This window comes from Actinoallomurus bryophytorum, from assembly GCF_006716425.1.
Lineage (GTDB): Bacteria > Actinomycetota > Actinomycetes > Streptosporangiales > Streptosporangiaceae > Actinoallomurus > Actinoallomurus bryophytorum.
The window spans coordinates 5925161-5943250 of sequence record NZ_VFOZ01000001.1 but is presented as its reverse complement, the minus strand read 5'-3'; the positions used below and the strand labels follow the sequence as shown (position 1 = coordinate 5943250).

Here is an 18090-nt window from a genome sequence, read left to right as displayed (position 1 = left end):
GTACGCCGGCGCGGTCACCATTGCCGGGTCGGGCGGTGGCCGGCTCAGGCCGATCGTCACGGAGGGGACTCATGAACGGCTTCGGCAGGCGGCTCCGCGCGACACGGGCGTTCGCGGCGGAGCGCGGCTGGACCTTCGCCGCCTCGGGCAAGGAGGAAGGCGCGCTCCTCGATCGCCTGCGGGGTGAGCCGTTCCACCTGCCCGAGCGTGCCCCGGACGCGTTCCCGTACCCGGTGCTCGGCCGCCACCGGCACCGGCTGTCGGACGTCATGCGCGGCGTGTACCGCGACCGGTCCGCGATCGTCTTCGCGTACACGCGGGAGCAGGAGATCCTCGATGACGGCTTCGGCCGCCGTGGCCGGGAGAACTCGCGCCACTGGATCGCCGCCCTGCTGGACCTGCCTGCTCCGGTGCCGCGCGTGCAGGTGACGCCTCGCACGCCGGTGCCACTCGCGCGGCCGGGTGTCACGATCGGCGATCCGCGTGTGGACGAGCGTTTCCACGTCGACGCCGGCGACCCCGTGTGGGCGGACAGGGCGCTGGGCGACCTGGCGCCGGTGCTGCTCGACGGGCCCGCACGGGCGTGGCGGGTCTCGGGTACGTCCATCCTGACGTGGACGCGGGCTCCGTCGGCGCCCGGCATTCCCCTCGACCAGGTCGATGCCGCGCTGGACCGGCTGGCCACGATCGCCGGGCGCCTCACGGCATGACACGCCGCCTTGTGGGGGCGGCGGGCAGAGAAAGCGTCAGGTGGTGCCGGAGCGCAGCGCGTAACGGCGTTCGGCGTAGGCGAGGTCGTCCCGCCAGAGGCGGGTCGCGCCGCGCCGCATCAACGGCCGCAGCAGCGGCGCGGCGGTCCGCGCCACGGCGAAGCCCGGTCGCGCGGACACGGCGATCACCGCCTCGACGACCGCCGTACGCGGGCGGCCGTCCCGGCCGGGGCCGAGCGGGGTGGCGTGCGTCTCGACCACGCTGCCCGCGCCCTCTCCCTCGACGATGCGCATCAGCACCGTACGGGGCTCGGGGCAGCTGAAGTCGGCCAGCACCGGAACGCCCAGCCAGGGGCCGACGCGGAACGTCACGCGTACCAGGAACCGGTCGTCGGCGGCGTCCGGCACCGACACCACGCGCAGGCGCGTGAAGGAGTACGGATGAAACCAGACGCCGTGCCAGGGATCCAGCCGGTTGGCGACGACGTCACCCGGCTCGCACACCCCGGCCAGGCGCGCGACCGCGCCGACTCCGCTCTCCGGCCGTGGCCGGGCCGCCGCCACCGGCTCGGGCAGGGGCGTCTCGCCGCCGGACCGGTCCAGGCGCACCCAGAGCAGCACCCCGTCGTCGTAGGCGGGCAGCGGACGCCACTCCTCGGTGCCCTCGGCGGGCAGCCGCAGCCCGTGCCATCGGCAGGTCAGGCAGCCGTCGTCCACCCGGCCCCGCGCCAGCGGCGCCCCGAGGTGCGGGCAGGCGCCCGGTCCCGCGACCGGCAGCCCCGTCCGGTCCCGCCAGAGGACGAGCTCCTGGCCCATGACCCGGGTGCCGAACGGCCGGTCCGCGCGTACGTCGCCACTCGCGGCGACCACGAACCAGTTGCCCGACGGCCGTGCCTGGGCCCGTTTGAGCGCCGCCGTGATCACCGCCGGATCCGCCTGCCCCGCCGTGGGCGACTGCGCCGCCCACCGCAGACGCGGCACGCGCCGCAGCGGCCATCTTCCGGGATCGAGAGGGCCGTCCTCCATGTCCTCTCGCCCCCTCCGGCACGGCGCCGTCGCTTATGTGCGCGTTACTTCCCGGTGGCGGCCGGTGCGAGAGCAAAGATGAGGCAATCATCTGTGCCAAAATTATCCAGACTGTCATCAATGCGCGGGCGGCGGGGAATACGAACTTATGCCCTATATCTAGTTCACGAGGGCGTCCGTTCATTCACAGTCCGGCAGACGGGAATGTTCGAGTGGCTTATCGATGCGCCAGCACAGCGACCGTGGACCCGCACAGGAGGCTGCACTCGCTGGCTCGCGTGGGTGTGGTCGCGCTCGCTCTGGGGGCCGGTCTGTCGATCGAGGCGGACGCGAGTGCCGGCGTCGCCTCATCCGCGATCTCCCAGGGCAGCGGCGGTCCCGTCGGCAATCTCGGGAACGGCCGGCACAACAGGAACTCGTTCGTCATCAACAGCCCAAGCATCAGCAACGACATTCAGCACATTCGAAATATCAATGTCGGCGGCAACACGGTCACACCGGCCGCCATGTGCAAGCGGCATGTGCGCCGGTGCAAGATAATCCAGCATCTGGTCGTCGATTACCCCTGAGCGACCGGCCCCGGGGACAGGGCCGGTCGTCGCGACCGAGGCCGGCCTCGGCACCTTCGAGGAGCTCGTACGCCGGGTACGCGACGCGGAGGGTGCCGCCCTCGGCGCCCTGACCCCCGCCGAACGCGACACCCTCCGCGGCCTGCTCGGTCACGTGGCCTGCGACGTACACCACTTCGAGCCCGCCGCGGACCCTTGCGAGAGGGCCGACGAGGTCCTGGCGGCCGGCCCCGGTCGGGTTGACCTCATTTGGCCGACCCCGCCGGCAGGGGGCTGGGCGTGCCGTCCCTCAGCTTGCATTCCTTATTGTTGATGTCAATGACGTAGTAGGAGAACCGCCAGTCGTCGTTGCGTCTCGTTCCGTAGACGACGGCCTCCGCCTCCATGCCTTTTTGCCTGGGCCCGTAGTCTGTGAACTTGAGCTGCTGCGTGAGAGTTCGCTTTCTGTCCGGCCACAGACGAACGAGGGCGGCGTCGAACTTGGCTCTCTGCGCCTCGGAGTAGCTGCCGCTTCCGGAGCTGTTCGCGTTCACGTGGAAGAGATAGGTTTCCTTCCCATCCTCGCCGACGGCGACCTCGACCACGAAGACGGAGCAGCCGTTAAGAGGCCCCGTCAGCACGAGATGAGCGTCGTTCTCCAGTTTGCAGTAGGTCAGCTTGCTGTCATGCCAGGGCAGAAAGCACATCTTCGGCGCGCCCTCTTTCTCGGCCTCCTCGACCTCGATGCGTCGCACCTGCGGGTAGCTCGGATGCTCCGCGTAGAAGCCGACGGTGGCGTTGCTCGTCTGCTCGATGAGGTAGTAGTCCGGGCCGCCCTGCTCGTTCGCGGGGAGCTGAGCGGTCTGGGTGATGGCCTCATCCAGAAAGTCCGAGGACGTCGTCATGGCGTAATGGCCTTCCCCCAGTACGGCTGCCGGGTCTTTTAGGAACTCGAGGGCGAGCTGTGCGGAATTCGCCAGCGGCGTTTTGTCCGCGGGGCGGCTGCCGCTGGGCCCGCTGATCACGAGCTCCTCCTCATCCTCTTCTTCCTGCTCACCCCGCACGCAACTCGTGATGTATTCCAGTGCCGCAGTCATTCTTTCGAGGCAACTCCTCGACGTCGCTCTCTCCCTTGCGGCCAGGGCTCTCGCGCCGCCGGTGCTCGGCGGATCAATGATGATCTCGGGCATCTGTTCGGACATGACGGCATCTCCAATCATCGGTTCGCGCGGACGCCATGGCCCGGCGGCGAGGTCGGGCCATGGTGCCGGTCAGCTACGGGTGGCGGGCTGGGTCTGGCCGTTCGGCGTGCCGATGGCGGCCTGCTCGATCTGGTTGATGATCGGGACGGTCGGGAAGAGCTGCTGGTAGAGCTTGGCGCCGTCGGTGTTCTTGTCGCGGATGAGCTGCATCGCGAGCTGGAGACGGTCCAGCTCCGCCTGCCGGCGGCCGTTCTCGATCTGCTCGGCGCGTACGGTCTCGGTCTGCAGACCGGTGGAGTAGTCGTCGAGCGCGTTGCCGAGTCCGAGGAAGGTGTCGACCACCACGCCGTCGGTCCGCATGACGTGGGACTCGGCGGCCACGATGACGCCGGGAACGTTGATCGGCGCGGCGTCGGGTCCGGGCCGGTACATCGACACGGCGTCCGGGTTGACGCGCAGGTACGTGATGGGCTGCTGGTCGTCCTCGCCGGTAAGGGTCCTGGACTGGACGAAGTCCGTACGTTCCTGGCCCCGGTAGTCGGTGATGGCCTGCAGCTCGCCGACGATCGCGTCGCGTACGGCGTCGTGGCGCTCGCTGACGATGTAGGTGTCCAGCAGGTCCTCCAGCTGAGGCAGGGGAACCTCCATACGCGACTCGCCGTAGCCGTTGAAGTACGCCACCCGTACGTCCACGAGGTGGAGCACGGAGACGAACTCCTGGTTCATCTGCCGGAAGACGAAGTTGAGGGTCCGGGAGACGTTGATGTTCTCCAGGTCACGCTCGACGGCCTCCTCCTCGCCTGCCTCCAGCTTGGTGTCGAGGCTGGTGTCGATCTCCACGTCGCGGCGTGAGGACGCTCGGGCGGCGTTCTGGGCTACCGCGTTGGTGAGGTTCTTGGCGAACTCCTCACGGGTGGCGTTCGAGGCGCCGCTGACGCCACCGCTGGCCTGGACGCTGGCGCTACCCCAGCCCCACGACGCCTTGCCCTCGGCCTGTGCCTCCGCGTAGTACTCCAGGCTGCGGCTGGAGGCGTCCTGGCTGGACTGCTCGGCCAGGACGCTCCGCTCGAACTCGCTCTCGGTGTCCTGGCTGGTCGAGTCGAGGATCGAGGAGGACTGCGCGACGGTCTGGCTGCTGCGCTTGTAGGTGTTGACCCGGATCCGCGTCTTCTCGCCCGGCAGGAGGGAGAACGTCTTGATCGTACGGCCGGCGCCGTAGCGGGCCGGGAAGGAGGACAGCCGGTAGTACTCGACGAGCAGGAGCGACGGTGCGCCACGCAGCGGCTCGGCGATGAACCGGTACGACAGCCGCCCGCTGGTGTCGCGGTAGAGCGCGAGCCGCTTCCCGGCCTGGATCTGCGTGACCACCGTTTCGGCGTCGAGGCCGTCCAGCACCTCACGGAGCGCCAGCAGCGAGGCCTGGTCGTCGCCCACGCGAACGCCGGGGAAGATCTTCGGGTCGAAGTAACCGGTGGCCTTCGCCTTCTCGTACGCGGCGGTGATCGCCTGGTCGGACAGCTTCGTGCTGTCCGACGTCCGCTCGGTCGGCACCGTGGTGCCGAGCACCGGCGCGTCGTCGGCGTAGATCGGGCTCGGCGACGACAACGGACCCAGCCGGGGCTGCGAGGGCATGATGACGCTCGCCCGTACGGCGTGCTGCTGCTTCTGGCCGCCGCCCGCCGAGGTCGGGGTCGGGGTCGACTTCGATGTGCCGGTCGTCTGCGAGGCGAACCACTCGACCGGGAAGTCCATCTCGACGATCTGCCGGCCCCGGTAGCTGGTCGGCTCGGGGATGTCGTAGCTGAGGACCACCGGCGAGCCGCCCGGGTCCAGCTGCACCAGGGGCCGCGGCGGTTCGGACACCGCGACGGTCCGGGCCGACCAGCTGATACGGATCCGCTGCTGGTCGAGCGCGGCCGACAGATCCTGGGTGAACGCCAGCGGTATCCCCACGCTCTCGCGGCCGCTGTCCTTGTAGTTCAGCCGCAGGGTCAGCGAGTGGCCCGCGAACGACGTGAAGTCATACGGGGACGAGTCGGTCGTTCCGCCCTGCGTCGTCATATCCCACACCCGCTCTCCGGCCTCGTTGAACACCTCGCAGGTGAAGGTGCGCGAGTCCCCGGCCGGGGCCGTCACCGAAAGGCCGAAGGTGTTCTTCGGCAACGTGGAATCGGGCTCGACCGTGTAGCTGACGAACGTCGCCTGACCGGGATCGGACATGCTTGACCTCCTGGGAGAAAAGGGAAGTGAGAGGGAACGCGACCCCTGAACGGGAGCGTTCGTGATTACGGAACCGACCTTAGGAACCGCGCCCGGCCCCGGGCATCGGGGGAATCCCTCGAACCGCCCCTGCATCGCGCTCTCCGCCGAAGACGAGGGGATCCCCGCCGTACGGGCCCGGCGAGCTCACCGCCGGGCCGGGAGGCCGGTCAGCCGGCCACCGTGGTCATCCGCATCGCGAGCTGGGTACGGGAGCGGACGCCCAGCTTGCGGTAGGCCCGGCTCAGGTGGGCCTCGACGGTCTTCTCGCTGAGGAACAGCTGTTCGGCGATCTGGCGGTTGGTGAGCCCGGCGGTGGCGAGCTCACCGGCGGAACGCTCCGCCGGCGTCAGGGTGTGGACGCCACGCGAGGTGATCCGCGTACGGCGCACGCCGCTGTGGGCGAGCAACCGCCGCAACCGCTCGGTCATCGCCGATGCGTGGCACTCCGTGGCGACGTCGGCCGCCCGCCCGATCGCCGTCAGGCCGGCGTCGCGGTCGCCGGTGTCCAGGAGCGTACGGCCCTGCTTCTCGAGGACCTTGGCGAAGTCCAGGCGGGCCGATGTCGCCGCCAGGACCTCCACGGCCTCGGCGAGCAGCGCGCCGGCCGTCCGCGGGTCGTCCGTCAGGAGCGCCGTCGCGTTCAGCGCGGCGCCGATGTGGCGTGCCGCGCCGAACGCGCGGGCCAGCCGGAGATGCTCCTCGGCGAGGCTCCGTGCCCGTTCGGTCCGGCCGAGCCGGTGGCAGGCCTCGGCGGCGAGCAGGCGCCAGGGTACGTCCAGCATCAGTTCTCCGCCCCAGCGTGCGTAGTCGCGCCCCAGCGTGATCGCCTCGTCCAGCGCGGCTACGTGATCGCCCTGGTCGATGCGCAGCCGGATGCGAGCGCCCATGAGCCACAGGTGATGCGTGGAGTCCACGACATCGAGGTCGGCCAGTACACCGCCGCCGATCAGGGCTTCCGCGCCGGCCAGATCGCCGGCTTCGATCAGGAGGTGCGCACGTGTGGCGTCCAGTACGGGCCGGGCCAGATCCTGGACGCCGGGGCCCGTGTCGCCGTCCGTGTACTCCTGTGCCTGTGCCAGGTCGCCGCGCAGGAACGCGACCCGGGCCAGGTAGCCGCGTGTCAGGGCGAGGGGGAACAGCAGCCCGCGTTGCACGGCGGCGCGCAGTGCACGCCGGAGGTGGCGGTCGGTCTCCTCCAGCCGGTCGGCCACGATCATCATGTGGGCCGCGGCCCAGATCGCCGATCGTTCGGTCGGCAGTCCCGTCGCGAGGGCTCTGCCGGCGAGTTCGGCGACCTCGTCGGCGGTCGCGCCGGAGAACACGGCCTCGACCGACAGGTGGGCGTCCACCACGGCCGGGCTCGCGTCCGGCCGCCGGCGGTAGGACCGCAGGTGGCCGAGCACCTCCGGGCGCCGGCCGAGATCGCTGCGCGCGATGCCGAGAAGCTCGGCCTCCAGCTCGGTGGCGACGGCGGGGTGCTCGGCGACCGCCGGCGTCGCCAGCGCCCGGCCGAGGAGGTCGACGACCTCACCCGGCGCGTCGCCGCACGCGTTACGGAACCGGGCCAGGCTGTACGCGCACAGCGCCCACTGGGCCGGAGTCGAGGCGAGTGCCAGCGCCTCCCGCAGATGCGTGTCCGCGTCGGTCAGTGCCAGCTTGTGCGCCTCGCAGTTGCCGAGCAGCCGGCTGACCTCGGACCGTGACTCGGCCGGTGGCGGCTCCGCGCGTGCGCGCAGCAGGTACACCGCCGCCGTCTCGGGCGAGCCGCGCTCGCGTGCCTGGTCGGCGGCCGCCAGCAGGGCCGTGACCCGGTCGGCGCGTCCTTCGGGGGTCGTACGCAGGAGGTGTGAGGCGACGCGGGCGGGGGTCTCCCCGCTCTCCCTCAGCAGCGCGGCCGCGGCGTCGTGTTCGGCGCTGCGCTCCGCCAGCGGGATGAGGGACCGCACCACGTCGGCGACCACGGCGTGGATGAACGCGGCGGGTTCGGCGTGTTCGAGGATGCCGGCCTGGGCGAGCCGTTCCGCCGCGGCGGCGGCGTCCTCCACCGGAAGCGAGCACTGCCGCGCGATGAGACCGAGAGGGGTGTCATCACCCAGTACGGCGACGGCTCGCGCCACCGCTCGTGCCTCCGCCGGGAGATGCCGCAGGCGGCCGAGTACGTGCCGGCGTACGGCGTCGGGGCCGACTTCGTGGACGGTCCTCACGGCGGCCGCCACCGGGCGGGTGCCGTTCGACGCGAGCACCCGAAGCAGCTCACGTAAGAAAAGCGGGTTGCCGGTGGTCGTCGCGTGGCAGGCCGTACAGAAGTCGTCGTCGGCCTCCGATCCGAGCGTACGCCGGACGAGCTCGGCGACCGCCGTGAGGCTGAGGCTCCGGGGTTCCAGGACCGTGGCGTCCGGGGCCGTCATCACCTCCGCGATCGCCGCGTCGCGTTCGTAGGCGCGAGGGCGGCTGGTGAGGACCACCATGACCGGCGTCGAGTCGATGCGACGGGAGAGGAACTCGACGAAGCGCAGCGACGGGCCGTCGACCCACTGCAGATCGTCGATCAGCAACGCGACCGGCGACCGGGCGCTGAGGTTGACCAGCAGCCAGTACAGCCCGTTGAGCAGGAGATAGAGCGAACCGGCGGGCGGGGCCTCCGTCAGGTCGGCGGTGTCGAAAAGGCCCTCGGTCGCCTTCGCCGCCCCTTTGAAAAGGCGATCCCGCTCGCCCTGTTCCTCCGCCAGAACCGGATCGAACAACTGCCGGATGACGCCGAAGGCGAAGTCGCTCTCCAGCTCGGAGCCACGCGCCGACAGCACACGGAAACCGCGGACGTCGGCGAGGTCACGAGTGTGGCGCAGCAGGGTGGTCTTGCCGAGACCGGGGGCCGCCTCGACCACGACCACGTGACCACGGCCGGCCGCCGAGTCGTCGAGCGTCCGCCGCAACGCGTCGACTTCCGTCTGGCGCTCAAGCAGCGCATCTGTCACGCGGTGGCCCTACGCAATCCAACGTTTTCGCCGACCCGGCGAGGTGCGTGCGGTGGGGTGGAATGCTCCGGACGAGCCTAGCATCGGAGCGTTCGCCCGCCCGGACCGCTTGCGGGGGTGTTGGCACGCTCGCCGTCATCGCCGGCAGCACGTCCGGAGACCGCGTGAGCTTGATCTTCCCGAGGCCGGCGGCGGTGGAGCGCGGGCGCCTCCTGCCGAACCGAAAGGGCCCGCAGATGGGCGATTTTGCGGGCCCCCGGCCAGGGCTTCCGGCCCTCTACCGACAGAGCATCGACGTGGATCCGCTCGATCGCAAGCCTTTCAGCCTGGGCTGAAAGGCTTGCGACTCAGCTCACTCTGGAGTGAAAGGCTCCCCCGCGCGGTCCAGAAGGGTGAGTTCGCGTACGCGGCCGCTCAGCAGGGGGGCGAGGTTCGCGACGGCCAGGATGATCCCGCACGCCAGCAGGGTGCCGCGGACGCCGATCGCGCCGGTCACGGGCAGGACCAGGAGATAGGCGACCGGCGTCAGGCTGATCTCGGCGATGTCGGCGAACGCCGAGACGCGGCCCTGCTGTTCGGCGGGGATGTGCTGCTGGATCGCGGTCTGCCAGGCGACCACGGACATGCTCAGCCCGCACGCCGCCACCACGACCGCGGCCATCACCACGGGAAGGGGCGCGCCGGCGGCCATCAACGGGTCCGGCAAGGCCAAGGCTGCGGCCCCGAGGCAGTTCGTCCAGCCCGCCCGGCGGGGGCGCCAGATCAGTGAGACCACCGCACCCAGCGCCATGCCGGCCCCGAGGCTGGAGGCGATGAACCCCCACGCCCAGGCTCCGCCCAGATGGGTCTTGGCGTACGGCGGGCCGAGAATGCCGTAGCCGACGTGCCAGGCCGGGACCATGATCGCGGTGCCGATGAGACAGGTCCAGATCCAGCGCCGCGCACGGATCGCCTGCCACCCCTCGACCAGGTCCGTACGCATGGTGGATGGCTGCCGGTCAACGCGCGGGGCATGGATTCCCGCGATCAATGCCGCGGAGACGAAGAAGGAGACGGCGTTGCAGCCGACGCCGTAGCCGGCGCCCGCCACGGCGACGATGGTTCCGCCGATCGCCGGGCCTACGGTCAGCACCAGGTGGCGGGCGAGCTGGTTGAGCGCGTTCGCCTCGTTCAGCTGCTTTGCCGCGACGATCGAACGGACCAGGCCGGTACGCGCGGGTCCGGAGAACGACGCGGCGGCGGAGTTCGCGCCTGCCAGTGCCGCGAGATTCCACACCGCGGCCCGGCCGGTGAGGATCAACACCGTCTCGACCACCGTGACCAGGCCGATGACGACCTGCACCACCGAGATGACCAACGCCCGCGGTAATCGGTCGGCGACCACTCCCCCCACGGGACCGACCACGATGCCCGCCGTCATGTTGGCCAGCAGCACCATCGCGATCCCCGATGCCCCTCCCCCACTGCCGAGCACCGTGAAGGCCAGCGCCCCTGTCGCCATCGTCGTCCCGGCCGCGTTGACCTGATCCGCCACGAAACACCGAAGGAACCGCGGGTCGCCCCGGAGCGGACCGCTGATCCGGGACAGCTGCCCGGCGGCCCGGCCCGTGCGGATCAAACCACGTAAAGAGCGCAACCAACGCCGATCAGATGTTACTCGCGGGTAAAGGCTGGCATATCCCTCGCAATGAATATATAACGAGTTCACTTTTTCGCCTCTGGGAGAGGGTGTCATGAGTGAGCACATGACTCCACACAGCAGTAGAGCGCGCGGATTAGGCAACATCTCACGCCGTCGATTCCTTGTTGGAACAGGTTCTACTTTGGGGGCTCTCGCGATGCCCTCGTGGTGGACCGCCGCGGTCGCCACTCCACGGCAGGCGCTCGCCAGCGGAGACCATGTGCCGGCCCTCGTCATCGGCAGTGGCTACGGCGGGGCCGTCGCGGCGCTGCGCCTCACCCGGGCGGGCGTGGACACCCACATCGTGGAGATGGGGCAGAGCTGGACCACCCCGGGCTCCGACGGAAAGATCTTCTGCGACATGCTCAACCCCGACGGGCGGTCGTCCTGGCTGCGGACCAAGACCGACCAGCCGGTCGGGTACTTCCTCGGCTTCCCGGCGAACAAGAGCATCTCGAAGTACACGGGCGTACTCGACTCCGAGAGCTTCGCCGCGACCCGCGTCTACCAGGGCCGGGGCGTGGGCGGCGGATCACTCGTCAACGGAGGCATGGCCGTCACGCCCAGGCGCGCCTACTTCGAGGAAGTGCTGCCCTCGGTCGACTCCGGCGAGATGTACGCGACGTACTTCCCGCGCGCGAACGCCGGCCTCGGCGTCAACACCATCGACCAGGCATGGTTCGAGACGACCGACTGTTACCAGTACGCCCGGGTCAGCCGGATGCGGGCGAACAACGCGGGCTTCACCACGACCTTCCTGCCGAACGTCTACGACTTCGACTACATGAAGCGGGAGGCGGCGAACCAGGTCCCACGCTCGGCGCTGGCCTCCGAGGTCATCTACGGCAACAACTACGGCAAGAGGTCGCTCGACAAGACCTATCTCGCGGCGGCCGCCGCGACGGGGCGGCTCACGATCTCGACACTGCACACGGTGACCTCCCTGGCCCCGGCGCCGGGCGGCGGATACACCGTCGAGATGGTCCAGATCGACACCTCGGGCAGGACCGTCGCCACCAAGGCGGTCACCGCCGACCGGGTGTTCTGCGCGGCCGGCAGCGTGGGCACGAGCAAGCTGCTCGTCTCGATGAAGGCCCAGGGCAAGCTGCCGAACCTCCCCTCGGCCGTCGGCGAGGGCTGGGGCAACAACGGCAACGTGATGGTCGCGCGGGCGGGCCTGGACCTCACCGGAGCCCTGCAGTCGGGAATGCCCGCCATGGGAATCGACAACTGGGCCGACCCGAACGGCCCGGTGTTCGCCGAGATAGCGCCGTTCCCGGCAGGTACCGAACTCTGGATCAACCTCTACCTGGCGATCACGAAGAACCCGAACCGCGCCCGGTTCACGTTCAACTCCACGACCGGCAAGGTCGATCTCTCCTGGCAGGCCTCACAGACGCAACCGTCGATCGACGCGGCGAAGAGGGTGTTCGACGCCATCAACAGCAAGGCGGGCACCATCTACCGGACCGACCTGTTCGGCGTCTACAAGACCTGGGGCGACGACTTCGTCTACCACCCACTCGGCGGGTGCGTACTCGGCCAGGCCACGGACGACTACGGCCGGGTACCGGGCTACACCGGCCTGTACGTCGTGGACGGGTCGCTCATCCCGGGCAGCATCGGCGTGAACCCGTTCGTGACGATCACCGCACTCGCCGAACGCAACATGGAGAAGATCATCGCGACCGACCTCCACTAGATCCCAGCGCCACCAGGACCGATCAGGCCTCTTTCTCCGAAACCTCGAGCAGGAAGATCCAGTCACCATCGCGGTGAACACGTACCGCCGGCCCACCTCCAGGAACGCCACCTACGCAGGGTCCTTGCCGAATACGAACCCACTTCATCACGCATCCTCCGCACCTCCGTGTACGGCTCAGAACGCCGCCGCTCAGTGTGGTGGCCGCGGCCGTCCGAAGAGGAGGGCGCTGCCCAGCGGAGTGAAATTGTGCAGCACCGCGCCGCCGTCGCGTCGTGAGTGGATGAGACCCGCGTCTCGCAGAACGGCGGTGTGGAGGCTGGCCGACGCCACCGAGACCTTTGCCAGCCTGCCGATCTCCGTCGTCGTGCACGTGTACTGCGCCGCCCGCAGTACCCGTGCGCGCGTGGCGCCGAGTAGTCGCGTCAGGGTCACCACGGTGGTCTCGTCCGAGCACTGCTCGATGGCGTCCCGTCGCCGCGTGTCGGGCGTTATCGGATACACCATGACGGGCATCAGCGCGGGGTCGACCAGTGTCACCGGGATCCGCCAGCAGAAGTAGGACGGGATCAGCTGGATGCCCCGACCTCCCAGGTCGATGCGTCTGTCGGCGGGATGCTCGACCTCCAGCACCGGAGAGCGCCAGTGCATCGTCGGTTCGAAGCTGCACAGCAGAGCGTCGATCCCTCCGGACCGCAGGGCGCGCATCCGGGCGGCACGGTCGGCGGCGACAGACGCCTCCACCAGCGGCCAGTGCGGCGCGATGGCGACCCGGTGATACGTACGCAGCTCCCGGCCCACCGCCGTACGGATCTCGGCATCGCCGTCGGCCAGCCCCCGCGCCCACACCGGCCGGCCCTGCCGTTTCTGTAACAAGCCGAGCTCGTGCCGGACACGCCCCCGCGGTGTGGCCAGGACCGCGTCGACGCCTGGCTCGATGCCGAGCAGTCCTTCGGGCGGAGTAAGGAAGTCCGGGAAGTAGGCGGCGCGCGGTACAAGCGGGAGGAGCAGTTGCCGGACGCTCCGCAGCAGTCCGGTGTGCCGCAGGTCGGCCTGGGCCCGGTCGAGCCAGGGCGCGAAGGTCACACGGCCGCTGCGGGTCTGCAGGCGATGCAGGCTCGACACGATCTCCCACATCGCGTCCGCCCGGTCCGCGACGTGGGTACGAGCCAGATCCTCCGTAGTGAAATGGATCCTCAACATCGCCCCTCCAGCGAAATGGCCCACCCGTGCGGATCACTGTTTCACCGTGCACGGCTATCCGGCATCGGGGGTAACCCTGATTCTCCGCCGCCTTTCCACTGCCGGACTAAGTAATCGGAGCATTACAGAATTGCTCTGGACTGGGCCTTTAAGGCACGCCTTAAAGGCACCTGCGAACGCCTCGAGTCCCCCGCATGCTTAGTGAGCACGAATCAGGGCCGGCCGTCGAGCCGGCCGAACTCAGGGGAGATGGAATGAAGCCAGTCACGATGGCGGCCGCCGTGCTGAGCGGCGCCGCGGCGTTGACGTTCGCCGGCGCGGCGAGCGCCTCGGCGTCGGACGTGAGCCCGGCCTCGGCCAGCGGCAAGTGCACCAACGGGGACTTGTGCCTGTTCTCGGACAGCAACTTCAACGGAACCAAGAACCAGTGGGGCATGCCCGCATCGGGGACGTGTTCCGACATCACTGGGTTCTCCACCGCCAACCGGGTGTCCTCGATCGATTTCCCGGCGCCCGGCGCGCACCAGGCGTGGTTCTACGACAACGGCAACTTCGTGCTTTCGCTGGCGCAGAACCACTACCTGAAGAACCTGGCCTCGGACACCTCCGCCAGCGGCGGGAACGCCAACGACAAGATCGACGAAGTAGTCATCTGCTGATATCAGCGTGATGCGCTCCCGGCCCGAATTCGGGCCGGGAGCCCCCCCTTTTTCACCGTGAATACCGCGCGATGTCAGCGAGGTGCGACCGGCGGCTGGTACCCGGGTTCAGCCGAGCTTGGGGGTGGCGCGGGCGATGATGGCGCCGAAGTCCAAGCCGGGCGGCAGGGTGCCGAACGCCTGGCCCCAGTCGCGGTCCAGGCGGGAGGCGCTGAAGGCGTCGGCGACGGCCGGGTGGCCGTACCTCAGCAGCAACGACCCCTGCAACACCAGGGCGAGCCGTTCCACCACCCGCCGGGCCCGTAGCTCAAGCGTCTCCACGTCCAAGAGGGAGTCCTTGACCTGCTGGACGGCCGCGTCGAACCGGGGGTCCGCGCCCGAGGCCGAGCCGACCTCCTCGAAGAACGCGTCCACCGTCTCCGGCTCCTTCAGCATGGCGCGCAGCACGTCGAGTGCCGCGACATTGCCGCTGCCCTCCCAGATCGAGTTGAGCGGGGACTCGCGGAAGAGGCGGGGCATGCCGGACTCCTCGACGTACCCGTTGCCGCCCAGGCACTCCAGTGCCTCGGCGCTGTGCGCCGGCCAGCGCTTGGACACCCAGTACTTGCTGATGGCCAGCCCCAGGCGTTTGAAGGCCGTCTCGCCGCGGTCCGTCGCGCCGGCCAGGCGCAGCATGAGCAGGGTCGCGGCCTCGGACTCCACGGCCAGGTCGGCGAGCACGTTGCGCATCAGCGGCCGGTCGATCAGGTAGCCGCCGAACGCCTGCCGGTGCGCGGCGTGGTGGGTGGCCTGGACCAGGCCCTGGCGCATGCCGGCCGCGCCGCCCACGACGCAGTCGAGCCGGGTCATGTTGACCATCTCGATGATCGTGCGGACGCCGCGGCCCTCATCGCCGACGCGCCAGGCCACGGCGCTCTCGTACTCGACCTCGGCCGAGGCGTTGGAGTGGTTGCCCAGCTTGTCCTTGAGCCGTTGCAGGCGCATGGCGTTGAGGGCGCCGTCCGGCAGGACGCGGGGCAGCAGGAAGCACGTCAGGCCCTCCGGCGCCTGGGCCAGCACCAGGAAGATGTCGCACATCGGCGCGCTGGTGAACCACTTGTGGCCGGTCAGCAGGTACGTCCCGTCGCTCTGGGGCACCGCGCGGGTCGTGTTGGCGCGTACGTCCGAGCCACCCTGCTTCTCCGTCATCGACATCCCGGCCAGGATCCCGGCCTTGGTCAGCGGCGGGCGCAGGCCGAAGTCGTAGGTGTCGGAGGTCAGCAGCGGTTCGTACTGCCGTGCCAGGTCCGGTGCGTGGCGCAGCGCGGGCACCGCGGCGTACGTCATCGAGATCGGGCAGCCGTGTCCCGCGTCGACCCGCCACACGTAGAACTTGGCGGCGCGTGCCACGTGCCCGCCCGTACGGGCGGTCCACGCTGCGGCGTGCAGGCCGTGGCCGACGGCGACGCGCATCAGGTCGTGCCAGGCGGGATGGAACTCCACCTCGTCGATCCGATGGCCGTACCGGTCGTGGGTGCGCAGCACCGGCCGGTTCTCGTTGGCCAGGCGTCCCTGCTCCTGTGCCTGCTCCGTGCCGGCCAGCCGGCCGAGCTCGTGGATCTCCTCCGCGGCCCAGCCCCCGCCCTCGCGGAACAGGCCGTCCAGCAGCGCCGGGTCGTCGGCGACGTCGTAGCCGGTGAGCGGGGGGACCTGGTTGAACACGTCATGTGTCGTCATGGATGCGCTCCGATGCTGCGCTGGGCGAAGAGGATGAGATCGGCCGTGCCGTCGCGTGCCGGGGTTCCGGACGCGCCCGCCGCCAGAGGTCCGGTGAGGGCCTCGCCGAGCGCGCCGACGAGCGCGGCGGCGCTGACGTCGACGTCCTGGGCCGGCAGTTCGCCGGCGGCGACTCCCCGGGTGACGATGCCGGCGAACGCCTCGGCGTACGCGCGGCGGAACACCAGCCGCTCGGCCTCCACGGCCGGGTCCACCGGCTCGGCGAGCAGCGCGTACGCCATCCGCGGCGCCCGCATCGCGCGTCCCGCGAACGTCTCGATCACCGCGGCGACCGCCTCGGCCGCGGTGAGCTCCAGCACGGCGGCGCGCGTCACGGCGTCGACCTCGCGCTGTGCCGCGGTGCGGAACACCTCGGTGACCAGGTCGGCCTTTGCCGGAAAGTGGCGGTAGACGCTGCCGGTGGCGACACCCGCCCGGCGTGCCACGGCCGCCACGGAGCATCCGGCGTAGCCGTGCTCGGCGACGATCGCCAGCGCGGCGGACAGGATGCGCTCCCGCGAGGCGCTCAGGCGCGCCTGGACCCGGGGCGTACGACGGTAGGGCACACAAGAATTGAACCTCAGTTCACTTCTTCCGCGCAAGCCCCTGCGGAAGCCGCATCGCGGGGCATCTCAACGGGAGGATGGGATATATGTGACGGCATGACGCGTTACCTCGCCAACTGCTCGATGCTGTTCACCGAGCTGCCGGTGCTCCGCCGCCCGGCCGCGGCGAGGGAGGCCGGTTTCGCGGCGATCGAGTTCTGGTGGCCGTTCGCCTCCCCCGTCCCCGCCGACGCCGAGGTCGAGGAGTTCGTCTCCGCGGTCTGCGGCGCCGGGGTGCACCTGGTCGGGCTGAACCTGTTCGCCGGTGACCTGGCCGGGCCCGACTGCGGCGTGCTGTCCATTCCCGGCCGTGAGGCCGAGCTGCGCGACAATCTGGAGGTGGCCGTCGCCATCGGCGAGCGCCTGGGGGTGCGCGCCTTCAACGCCCTGTACGGAAACCGGGTCGACGGCACGCCGCCGGAGGCACAGGACGAGACGGCGGCGGAGAACCTCGCGCTGGCCGCCGCGGCGGCGGGACGCATCGGCGCCGGCATCCTGATCGAGGCGGTCAGCGGCCCGAAGCCCTATCCGCTGCGCACCGCCGGCCAGGCCGTCGCGGTCGTCGACGCCGCACGCGCCGCCGGTGCCGCCAACGTCGGGTTCCTGTGCGACCTGTACCACCTGGCGACCAACGGGGACGACCTCGCCGCCGTCATCGAGGAGCACACACCGAAGGTCGCCCACGTCCAGATCGCCGACGCGCCCGGACGCGGTGAGCCCGGCAGCGGCGGGCTGGACCTCGCGGGTCACGTCGCGGCGTTGCGGGACCGCGGCTATGAGGGATGGGTCTCACTGGAGTACCGGCCGACCACGACGACCGAGCAGAGCCTCGCGTGGCTGCCGCGCGAGCGGCGCGGGGGGACACCCTCAGAAGAGGAGGAGAAGTGACCACTGTCGGCTTCATCGGCCTGGGGATCATGGGTGGCCCGATGGCCGCCAACCTGGTGGCCGCGGACTTCGACGTCGTCGGCCATAACCGCAGCCCGGCCAAGACCGAGCGGTTCGTGGCACGCGGCGGCCGGGGCGCATCGAGCGTCGAGGAGGCGGTGAAGGACGCCGACGTCGTCGCCACCATGCTGCCCGACTCCCCCGACGTACGCGCCGTGCTGACGACGGTGTTCGACCACGCCCGGCCCGGCACGCTCGTCATCGACTTCTCCACCATCCGTCCCGACGTGGCGGCGGACCTGGCGGCCGAGGGTGCCGAGCGCGGGTTCCGCGTCCTTGACGCACCCGTCTCCGGCGGCGAGCAGGGCGCGGTCGACGCGGTCCTGTCGATCATGGTCGGTGGCGCGGCGGAGGACTTCGAGGCCGCCAGGCCGGTCTTCGACGCGCTGGGCAGGACCGTGGTGCACGTCGGCCCGACGGGTGCCGGCCAGACCGTCAAGGCGGCCAACCAGCTGATCGTCGCCGGGACCCTGGAGCTCCTCGCCGAAGCCATCGTCTTCGTCGAGGCGCACGGCGTCGACACGGCGGCGGCGCTGAAGGTGCTCGGCGGCGGGCTCGCGGGCAGCACCGTCCTGGAGCGCAAGGGCGGCGCCATGCTGGCCCGCGACTTCACCCCCGGTTTCCGCGTCGAGCTGCACGACAAGGACCTGGGCATCGTCACCGCCGCCGCGCGGGAGGCCGGTGTCGTGATCCCGCTCGGCGCGGCGGTCGCGCAACTGGTCGCGTCGCTGCGTGCCCAGGGCGACGGCGGCCTGGACCATTCCGCCCTGCTCAAGCTCGTCGCCCAGCTCTCCGGGCGGCCCGGGAAGTGAAC

General features: G+C 70.3%; 15 protein-coding genes. 7 read left to right on the top strand and 8 right to left on the bottom strand.

The annotated features are described in order from the left end of the window. The first annotated feature begins 71 nt into the window (after nt 1-71). Entirely contained in the window at nt 72-710 is a 639-nt protein-coding gene (locus FB559_RS27815; protein WP_141959140.1) for a hypothetical protein, read from the top strand. 36 nt (nt 711-746) lie between these two features. Here FB559_RS27815 and FB559_RS27810 read toward each other — a convergent pair whose 3' ends face one another. Continuing rightward, entirely contained in the window at nt 747-1736 is a 990-nt protein-coding gene (locus FB559_RS27810) for a Rieske (2Fe-2S) protein (protein WP_141959138.1), read from the bottom strand. Nucleotides 1737-2014: 278 nt separating this feature from the next. On the opposite strand from FB559_RS27810, the gene FB559_RS27805 reads away from it, so the two are divergent. Continuing rightward, nucleotides 2015-2305: a hypothetical protein gene (locus FB559_RS27805; RefSeq protein WP_141959136.1), complete on the top strand. Its 291-nt coding sequence runs from the start codon at nt 2015-2017 to the stop codon at nt 2303-2305. A gap of 245 nt (nt 2306-2550) precedes the next feature. On the opposite strand, the gene FB559_RS27800 is transcribed toward FB559_RS27805, so the two are convergent. From FB559_RS27800 to FB559_RS27790, 3 genes are all read right to left on the bottom strand, one after another. Then, nucleotides 2551-3486: a hypothetical protein gene (locus FB559_RS27800; protein WP_141959134.1), complete on the bottom strand. Its 936-nt coding sequence runs from the start codon at nt 3484-3486 to the stop codon at nt 2551-2553. 69 nt (nt 3487-3555) lie between these two features. Next, nucleotides 3556-5706 (bottom strand): hypothetical protein, encoded by a 2151-nt coding sequence (locus FB559_RS27795; RefSeq protein ID WP_141959132.1) that lies wholly within the window; start codon nt 5704-5706, stop codon nt 3556-3558. A 209-nt stretch (nt 5707-5915) separates the two neighbouring features. After that, nucleotides 5916-8723, bottom strand: a complete 2808-nt coding sequence (locus FB559_RS27790) for an ATP-binding protein (protein WP_141959130.1) — start codon at nt 8721-8723, stop codon at nt 5916-5918. A gap of 164 nt (nt 8724-8887) precedes the next feature. Between FB559_RS27790 and FB559_RS44155 the strand changes: the two genes are divergently transcribed. Next, complete coding sequence (locus tag FB559_RS44155; protein ID WP_185792430.1) at nt 8888-9058, top strand: hypothetical protein; 171 nt, start codon at nt 8888-8890, stop codon at nt 9056-9058. A 17-nt stretch (nt 9059-9075) separates the two neighbouring features. On the opposite strand, the gene FB559_RS27785 is transcribed toward FB559_RS44155, so the two are convergent. Further along, nucleotides 9076-10458: an MFS transporter gene (locus FB559_RS27785; protein ID WP_281286293.1), complete on the bottom strand. Its 1383-nt coding sequence runs from the start codon at nt 10456-10458 to the stop codon at nt 9076-9078. Between the two features lie 88 nt (nt 10459-10546). Here FB559_RS27785 and FB559_RS27780 point away from each other — a divergent pair, with 88 nt between their 5' ends. Continuing rightward, on the top strand, nt 10547-12106 hold the full coding sequence (locus FB559_RS27780; RefSeq protein ID WP_246122123.1) for a GMC oxidoreductase: 1560 nt from the start codon (nt 10547-10549) through the stop codon (nt 12104-12106). Nucleotides 12107-12298: 192 nt separating this feature from the next. On the opposite strand, the gene FB559_RS27775 is transcribed toward FB559_RS27780, so the two are convergent. After that, the gene (locus FB559_RS27775; RefSeq protein WP_141959122.1) at nt 12299-13309 is read right to left on the bottom strand and encodes an ArsR/SmtB family transcription factor; all 1011 of its coding nucleotides are present in this window, start codon (nt 13307-13309) and stop codon (nt 12299-12301) included. Between the two features lie 254 nt (nt 13310-13563). Between FB559_RS27775 and FB559_RS27770 the strand changes: the two genes are divergently transcribed. Further along, nucleotides 13564-13968, top strand: a complete 405-nt coding sequence (locus FB559_RS27770) for a peptidase inhibitor family I36 protein (RefSeq protein WP_185792428.1) — start codon at nt 13564-13566, stop codon at nt 13966-13968. 108 nt (nt 13969-14076) lie between these two features. Here FB559_RS27770 and FB559_RS27765 read toward each other — a convergent pair whose 3' ends face one another. Both FB559_RS27765 and FB559_RS27760 read right to left on the bottom strand, forming a co-directional pair. Beyond that, entirely contained in the window at nt 14077-15684 is a 1608-nt protein-coding gene (locus FB559_RS27765; protein WP_141959118.1) for an acyl-CoA dehydrogenase family protein, read from the bottom strand. Beyond that, entirely contained in the window at nt 15681-16289 is a 609-nt protein-coding gene (locus tag FB559_RS27760; RefSeq protein WP_141959116.1) for a TetR/AcrR family transcriptional regulator, read from the bottom strand. The genes FB559_RS27765 and FB559_RS27760 overlap by 4 nt, the downstream gene beginning before the upstream one ends. Before the next feature lie 96 nt (nt 16290-16385). Between FB559_RS27760 and FB559_RS27755 the strand changes: the two genes are divergently transcribed. Together FB559_RS27755 and FB559_RS27750 are read left to right on the top strand one after the other, a co-directional pair. Continuing rightward, complete coding sequence (locus FB559_RS27755) at nt 16386-17216, top strand: hydroxypyruvate isomerase family protein (protein WP_141959114.1); 831 nt, start codon at nt 16386-16388, stop codon at nt 17214-17216. Then, complete coding sequence (locus tag FB559_RS27750; protein WP_185792427.1) at nt 17213-18088, top strand: NAD(P)-dependent oxidoreductase; 876 nt, start codon at nt 17213-17215, stop codon at nt 18086-18088. Before FB559_RS27755 ends, FB559_RS27750 begins: the two co-directional genes overlap by 4 nt. Nucleotides 18089-18090: the final 2 nt, after the last annotated feature.

What these genes read in the sequence shown, in the direction of transcription:
- FB559_RS27815 (WP_141959140.1), top strand. Translation starts at nt 72, where the DNA reads ATGAACGGCTTCGGCAGGCGGCTCCGCGCGACACGGGCGTTCGCGGCG.
- FB559_RS27810 (WP_141959138.1), bottom strand. Translation starts at nt 1,736, where the DNA reads ATGGAGGACGGCCCTCTCGATCCCGGAAGATGGCCGCTGCGGCGCGTG.
- FB559_RS27800 (WP_141959134.1), bottom strand. Translation starts at nt 3,486, where the DNA reads ATGTCCGAACAGATGCCCGAGATCATCATTGATCCGCCGAGCACCGGC.
- FB559_RS27795 (WP_141959132.1), bottom strand. Translation starts at nt 5,706, where the DNA reads ATGTCCGATCCCGGTCAGGCGACGTTCGTCAGCTACACGGTCGAGCCC.
- FB559_RS27785 (WP_281286293.1), bottom strand. Translation starts at nt 10,458, where the DNA reads ATGACACCCTCTCCCAGAGGCGAAAAAGTGAACTCGTTATATATTCAT.
- FB559_RS27775 (WP_141959122.1), bottom strand. Translation starts at nt 13,309, where the DNA reads ATGTTGAGGATCCATTTCACTACGGAGGATCTGGCTCGTACCCACGTC.
- FB559_RS27770 (WP_185792428.1), top strand. Translation starts at nt 13,564, where the DNA reads ATGAAGCCAGTCACGATGGCGGCCGCCGTGCTGAGCGGCGCCGCGGCG.
- FB559_RS27765 (WP_141959118.1), bottom strand. Translation starts at nt 15,684, where the DNA reads ATGACGACACATGACGTGTTCAACCAGGTCCCCCCGCTCACCGGCTAC.
- FB559_RS27755 (WP_141959114.1), top strand. Translation starts at nt 16,386, where the DNA reads ATGACGCGTTACCTCGCCAACTGCTCGATGCTGTTCACCGAGCTGCCG.